Annotated in this window: 7 protein-coding genes; all 7 read left to right on the forward strand. The window is 68.4% G+C overall.

The features are described from left to right. Nucleotides 1-204 precede the first annotated feature (204 nt). Genes AB0M46_RS28795 through AB0M46_RS28825 form a run of 7 tightly spaced genes read left to right on the forward strand, consistent with a single transcriptional unit; the run spans nt 205 to nt 6826 of the window. Nucleotides 205-879, forward strand: coding sequence for a type II secretion system F family protein (locus AB0M46_RS28795; protein ID WP_363340899.1), 675 nt, complete (start codon nt 205-207; stop codon nt 877-879). After that, a complete protein-coding gene (locus AB0M46_RS28800; protein ID WP_363340901.1) occupies nt 876-1742 on the forward strand; it encodes a type II secretion system F family protein in 867 nt (288 codons plus the stop codon). Before AB0M46_RS28795 ends, AB0M46_RS28800 begins: the two co-directional genes overlap by 4 nt. Before the next feature lie 39 nt (nt 1743-1781). Next, entirely contained in the window at nt 1782-1964 is a 183-nt protein-coding gene (locus AB0M46_RS28805) for a hypothetical protein (protein WP_350615905.1), read from the forward strand. 5 nt (nt 1965-1969) lie between these two features. Continuing rightward, on the forward strand, nt 1970-2416 hold the full coding sequence (locus tag AB0M46_RS28810) for a TadE family protein (RefSeq protein ID WP_363340903.1): 447 nt from the start codon (nt 1970-1972) through the stop codon (nt 2414-2416). Further along, on the forward strand, nt 2413-2859 hold the full coding sequence (locus AB0M46_RS28815) for a TadE/TadG family type IV pilus assembly protein (RefSeq protein ID WP_363340905.1): 447 nt from the start codon (nt 2413-2415) through the stop codon (nt 2857-2859). The genes AB0M46_RS28810 and AB0M46_RS28815 overlap by 4 nt, the downstream gene beginning before the upstream one ends. Nucleotides 2860-2864: 5 nt before the next feature. Further along, entirely contained in the window at nt 2865-3284 is a 420-nt protein-coding gene (locus AB0M46_RS28820) for a pilus assembly protein TadG-related protein (protein WP_363340907.1), read from the forward strand. Nucleotides 3285-3322: 38 nt separating this feature from the next. Next, entirely contained in the window at nt 3323-6826 is a 3504-nt protein-coding gene (locus AB0M46_RS28825; RefSeq protein ID WP_363340909.1) for a peptidoglycan-binding protein, read from the forward strand. Nucleotides 6827-6917: the final 91 nt, after the last annotated feature.

Here is a 6917-nt window from a genome sequence, read left to right on the forward strand (position 1 = left end):
GTCGCGGCGATCGGAACGCACCAACCTGCCCGGCCACCCTCGGCACTCACCAGAAGATTGAAGGCCATGCTCGGCGTCGGGCTCTCGGCCCGGGAGCGGAACGTCCGGCGGCTCCTGATCGGGTTGGCCATCGTCGCGACCATCGCCGTCTGGCTCTACACGGGCTGGCCGGTCGGCGGGTTGACCGCTGGAGCCGCCGTGCTGGTGACCCCGCTGCTCTACACCGTCGGTGCGCGGGAACGCGAGGTGATCGAGGCGTTGGAAGGGTTGGAAGTCTGGACCCGCCGGCTGAAGAATCTCGTCCTGACCGGACACGGCCTGATCTCGGGGATCATCAACAGTGCCCGGACCGCACCGGCCCCGATCGCCGCGCAGGTCGCCGATCTCGCCGCTGACCTGCAAGCCGGCACCGATCCCGAGATCGCCTTGGAACGGTTCGCCGACAAACTGGACGACTTCCGGGCCGACGAAGTGATCGCATCGCTGATGCTGCACGTCAGCGATCGCGGTCAGCGGCTCTCCGACGTGCTGGACTCGGTCGCCACCACCGCTGCAGAAGAGGTTGCGATGCGGCGAGACATCGCGGCGGACCGGGCGGAGCCGCGGTTCGTGGCGAGGTTCATGACCACGCTGACCTTCCTCGTCCTGGCCGTGCTGTTCCTCAGCTCCGCGTACGCGCGGCCGTACGGGATGCTCGTCGGGCAGCTCGTGCTGGCCGCGAACATGCTGGTCCTTGCCGGACTGCTCGCCTGGGTACGGCTGCTGACGCGGGCGATCCGGCACGGTCGATTCCTCGTCCCGGCGGTACAACGTCGCCAGCCGGCAACACCGCAGAAGATCACTTCGTCCGGTCGGCGGGAATGGACGGCCGCCCGATGAACGTCCGAGTCTTGTTCGTACTGCTGACCGGCGCGTTGGTTGGATTCGGCATCCTGGTCATCATCCGGGCAATGCGACCGGCGGTGCCTGCCCTCGGGCCGGCGCTGCGTCAGCTGCGTGCGGGCAACGCCGATGACCGCCGGCCGGTGGTCCAGGTTCGCGGGCCGCTGGGCGCGCTGGTCAACCGGCTCCGCATTCCCGCGGCGGAGCTTGCCCTGATCGGGTACAGCGCGGAGCGGTATCTCACCGAAAAGCTGGTATTCCCGCTCATCGGCCTGCTGTTCCCGCCGGTCTTCTCGCTGATCCTGGCGCTGTCCGGCGTGCACCTGGGCCTGATCATCCCAGCTGCTGTGGGACTGGTGTTCGCCGTGGTGTTCTTCTTCCTGGTCGACGTCTCCGTTCGCCAGAAAGCAGCAGAGGCCCGCGAGGAGTTCAGCCGGCACGTCGCCGTCTACCTCAACCTCGTCGCCCTGCAAATGGCCGCCTCCCGCGGGCCGTCGGAAGCCCTCGAAGCCGCAGCAGCCCGCGGCGGCTGGGTCTGCGAACGCATCCGCGAGTCCCTGCGCGTCTCCCGGCTCCGGCTCGAACCACCGTGGGAAGGGCTCAAGGACGTCGCCGCCCAGATCGGGGTACCTGACCTCGGCGACGTCGGCGACATCATGACCCTCGCCGGGGACGAGGGCGCCCCGGTCTACGACACCCTGCGCAGCCGCGCGAAGTCGCTCAACTCCGCCTTGCTGGCCAAGGACAAGGCCCGTGCAAAGACCGCCACGACCGTGCTGTACATGCCGACCAGCCTCATGGTCTTGGTTCTGTTCGTCGCCGGTGCTTATCCGTTCCTGTACCGGCTCATCACCACCTGAGGACCTCCTCTGTCACACGACGGGGAGAAGGGAGCAACGATGCAAACGATCGCACCAACAACGCACACGCTGCGTCGCCGCTGGCGCGCGGCACGCGCCGATGACCGTGGCGCCACATCGATCGAGTGGGCCATGTTCGCGCTGCTCGCCCTGTTCATCGCTGGCCTCGTGGTCGGCGCCATCACCATCGCGATCAACAACCGGATCCCCGGAATCAACTAGCCGACATGACATCGGAACGCCCAGCAGCTGGTGCCGCGCAACCACCCCGCCGGGAGATCCCCCGTCCCCGGCGGGGCCAGCGCGATGACCACGGCTCCGGGTCCATCGAGTTCGTGATCACGGCCGCCGCGGTGCTCGTCGTCGTCTTCCTGGCCATCCAGGCTGCCAACTTCTATTACGCGCGATCCATTGCGGTGGCCGCTGCGCAAGAAGCGGTTGACGCCCAACGCGCCTACAACGCTGCACCTGGCGCTGGACAGACGGAAGCAGAGGCGTTCATCGCCTCGGCCGGCGACAGTCTGTCCGACGTCAGGATCACCGTCACCAGCGATGGTCGTACTGTGCAGGCGACCGTCGACGGACACTGCCTGTCGATCGTGCCCGGGTTCTGCGCCGTAATCGGCGTCCACGCAACCGCCCACGGCACCGTTGAGCGGGTGACCAGCCCATGACCGCACGACGTGACCGGCAGCGCTGTTCGAGCGACTGTGGCTCGGCAGCGATCGAGGCGGCAATGCTGGCACCGGTCCTTCTCGCGCTGGTCGGTGTGGCCATTGCAGGCGGGCGCATCCAAGTCGCAGGCGGCGCCATCGAGGGGGCCGCGCACGATGCTGCCCGTGCTGCGTCGATTGCTCGGACCGAAGGCCAGGCCCGCGCCGACGCCTACAGCGCTGCCAGTGCCGCCCTCGATCAACAGGGACTGCACTGCTCGCAGCTCACGGTCGTCGTCGACACCAGCGGCTTCGCCGTACCGGTCGGTCAACCAGCCACCGTCGCCGCGTCCATCACCTGTGTCGTCGACCTCAGCGACATCGTCGTTGACGGTCTTCCAGGTTCGCGAACGCTCAACGCGACGTTCGTGAGCGTCCTCGACACCTTCCGGACACGCACATGACAAAAGTGCCACGGCTCAGCCGCTTCCAGCGGAACGACGACGGCCGCATCGCGCTGTTGGCGCTCGTGCTGGCGTTCGCCGTCCTCCTCATGATCGGGCTCTCCGTCGACGGCGGCGGCAAGATCCGCGCGATGCAACGGGCCGACAACGTCGCCAGCGAAGCAGCTCGCGCGGCCGGGCAGGCAATCCTGGCGCCGCAAGCGATCGAAGGTGGCGACAAGGTCGTCGATCCCGCCGCGGCAGTGGCCGCCGCGCAAAACTACCTCGCCGCCGCTGGCGTCACGGGCGTCGTCGACATCGCGCCGGACCGCAAACACGTCACCGTCACCGTAACGATCACCTACACCACCCTGTTCCTCGGCCTGATCGGCATCAACTCGCTCACCGCGACCGGACACGCCACAACCGTTCTGGTCGCCACCTAGCTGCATCCTGCAACGCCGAGCCGAGGAGAGGAGCAACCATGCCACGCAACATCACCCGGAAGCGACGGCGGGCACACCAGGTCCGCCACATCCTGGCCGGTCTCGCGGCACTGACCGCCATCGCGGCGCTCGTCGCCGCTGTACCGCTTGTGCTGCTAGTCGCATGGCAGGTTCTCGGGCCGCCGTTGCCGTCCGTGCGGGACTTGACCGGCCCAGACGACGGGACCGTGTTCGTCCGCACCTTGTGCCTGGTCGGCTGGCTGGCCTGGGCCCTATTCACCTGGTCCGTGTTCGCCGAGGTCATGGCTCAATGGCGCGGCTGGCGACTTCCCGTCTGGGGTTGGCAACGACGCACCGCCGCCGGCCTGGTCACCGCCATCACCATGATGTTCAGCTCTCCAGCTTTGGCCGCGACAGCAGCACCCGTCGCGGCGCCGCCCGCGGCGGTGTCGATCCTGCCGGCCACCGCGAACGCAACGAGCGACGCCACCATCACCGGCAACGTGGAAGTGCCGAACCAATACATTGACCACGTCGTCCAGCCTGGTGAGCAGATGCCGACCCTTGCCGAGCGGTATCTCGGCGATAGGTACCAGTGGCGGACCATCGCTGAGGCCACCTACGGCATCGCACAACCCGGTGGCCAGGTCCTCAAGCCGGGCGATACCCGCGTCTACCCAGGCTGGACCGTCCGAATCCCGACCAACACGGCGACATCGGTTGCGATGGTGCCGGTTGCGTTGAGCTCGTCTGCGCCGAGCGCCGCGCCGGTGTACGAGGTGCACAAGGGCGACTGGCTCTGGTACGTCGCCGAACGCTTCTTGGGCGATCCCGAACGCTACCCGGAGATCGCAGCGCTCAACCCCCACCTCATCACCGATACCGCCGGCGTCCACGGACCAGACCACATCGAACGCGGCTGGCGCCTCACGCTCCCCGCGGACGCCCACGATCGGGGCCCGACAAGCCACGCCACCGGCACGCTGACCGCCGCGCCGCCAACTCCGCCGGTCACCCAACCCGGTGATCCCGGTACCGACTCGGGTGCCTCCGACTCCGACGGGTCGACCAGCACGTCGCCGCCCGCCACTTCGCCGAGCCCAACGGCAACCGCCACGGCTTCCCCCAGCGCATCGGTGAGCACGAGTACGAGTCCGCGACCGAGCACAACCTCGCAGACTGGATCAGCATCTCCGGCGGCGGGCCAGCCGTCCGATTCCACGGCCCCCGCCGCCGCCCATTCGGAGCAGACCGGCGAGGCCGGGCTTTTCGACACCGTCCTCCGCATCGGTGCGCCGCTCATCGGAGCCGCGCTGCTCGCGACCCTGACATTGCGGGTGCTCGTCCGCCGCCGCCAGCGCCAGCAGCAGCACCGTCCAGTTGGACGCCGCCTGCCTGAACCGGCCAGCCCTACAACGGAGACACACATGCGCGTCGTAGCCGAGCCGGCCGCGGTGGACCGCCTGGATCACGCCTTGCGCGCCCTGGCAATGCAGCTCGCCGGCCGCACCACCGACCAGATGCCCGACATCGTCGGTGCCTGGCTGGGCGGCACGGAGGTCAACCTCCTGCTGACCAGCCCACACGCAGACGCGCCCCACCCATGGACCAGCGACGGCCTGTCCTGGACCCTCCCGGGTGACGCATCGCTGCCGGAGTGCGATGGCCAGCTCGCACCGCTACCTGCCCTTGTCGCGGTCGGTTCACGCCCCGGGATGCATCTGCTCCTCGACCTGGAACGGCTCGGCCTTCTCGCCATCACGGGGGACCCGGCCACCAGCGGCAACCTGCTGCGCTACCTCGCCGCCGAACTCGCGCTCAACAGCTGGAGCGACCACGTCGACGTCCACATCGCTGGGTTCGGCGGCGAAGAAACCGGCGAGCTGCTGGCGCTGAGCAGCGAACGCCTCACCGCCGCGCCCAGCGTTTCGATCGCCATCGAACGCATCCGGCGGCGCGCTGGGCAAGTCGTCCAGTCACTCGATCACCTCGATGCCGGCGACCCACTGGCCGGACGCGTCGGCGACGTTGCCGCCGACGCGTGGATGCCGCAGATCCTGCTGGTGAACCAACCGAAGCCCGACGAAGTGGCCGCCCTGGAGGCCCTTGACAGCGATCTCACCGCCATCGGCAGATGCGCTGTTGCGGTGGCCGTGGCCAGCAGTGGCCCGATCGGGCGCTGGCCTGTAGCTGTCGATGCCGACGGCGTGTTGAACATTGCGTTTCTCGGCATGGACGGCGTTGATGCCGCCCAGCTGCCACGCGCCGAGCTGAGCCCGCTCGCCGATCTCCTCACGACTGCCCGCCGGGGTGTTCCTACACTCGGTCACGGCGACGGCGACGGCGTAGACGAGTGGGCGGCGGTACCACCAGCCACCGAGAGCTACCCGTGGGCGCGCGGGAGCGACACGGCCGGAGCACTCATCGACACCAGCATCAGCCTGCCATTCGAGTCTGACGACGAAGCAGACCCTGCCGACGACGACGCCCCAGGACCCGACGATTCTTCGGCCGAGCCGTCGTCCGGGAACCAACACCAAGATCAAACCAACGCAGCTGATGCCGCGCGAGCTACCTCGCCGTCGAACGGAGGCGGCGCCGAGCCCGGCGGTGTCACAGCGCGGCCAGCGGTGGTCGCGCTGGTTGGACCACAGCCGGCCCGCAAACGGGTCACCGCTGCCGTCCGAGGACACCGCCACCACGACCCCACGCTCGACGCTGATCTCCGCGCCTGGAGCGACGCCGATCCGACACGACCGCGCATTGCCATCCTCGGCCCGGTCACCGTCGAAGCGCCCGGGCAACTGCCCGACGAACGCCTCCGGTTCTACGCCGAGATCATCACCTACCTCGCAGTCCGCGGCCAGCACGGAGTCACCACCGACCAGTTCGACGATGCGATCTGGCCTGAGCAGCAGGTCAAGGCCAACACCCGTCGCGTCGCCGTCGCCCGTGCACGCCGCTGGCTTGGCGAAACCCCGGACGGCGACCCATGGCTGCCCGACGCGACCGCCGACCGCCGGTACCGGCTCCGCGAGGGGTACCTCCTGGACTGGACGCTGTTCCGGCGGCTGCGAAGCCGCGGTGAGAGCCGGGGGCCAGCAGGAATTAGTGACCTCCGCGCCGCGCTCGCCCTCGTCCGCGGCGCCCCTCTCGCCGGCGCGGACATCGCCTACTCGTCCGTTGCCCGCAACCCTTTCGTGTGGCTTCCAACATCCGAGATTCAGCCCCACCACCTCGCCGCCGCCGTCGTGGACACTTCCCACCGCCTCGTCGAACTCAGTCTCGACGGCGGCGACATCCCCGGCGCCCGATGGGCCGTCGAACAAGCCTGGCTCGTAGACCCTGAACGAGCCAACGACATTTCCTGGCGCGACCTCCTTCGCGTTGCCGCCGCAGAGGGAAACTCCGCAGAACTCGACCACATCCTTGAAGACCTGATAACTGCCCGCGATGCTGAGGTCCCGGAGGATCTAGACAAAGAGACCTACCGCTTACTGTGCGACGTCATGCCTGAACGCATGCGCGCCGGCGTGCGCTAGGGCTTATCTGACGGATCTTGAAGGAGTGCGGTCAGGTTTGGCGCGGAGCCAGATCACGATCGAGGCGACGGTGACCGTTGCCTCGTAACGG

The organism is Dactylosporangium sp. NPDC051485 (assembly GCF_040682015.1).
Classification (GTDB): Bacteria; Actinomycetota; Actinomycetes; order Mycobacteriales; family Micromonosporaceae; genus Dactylosporangium.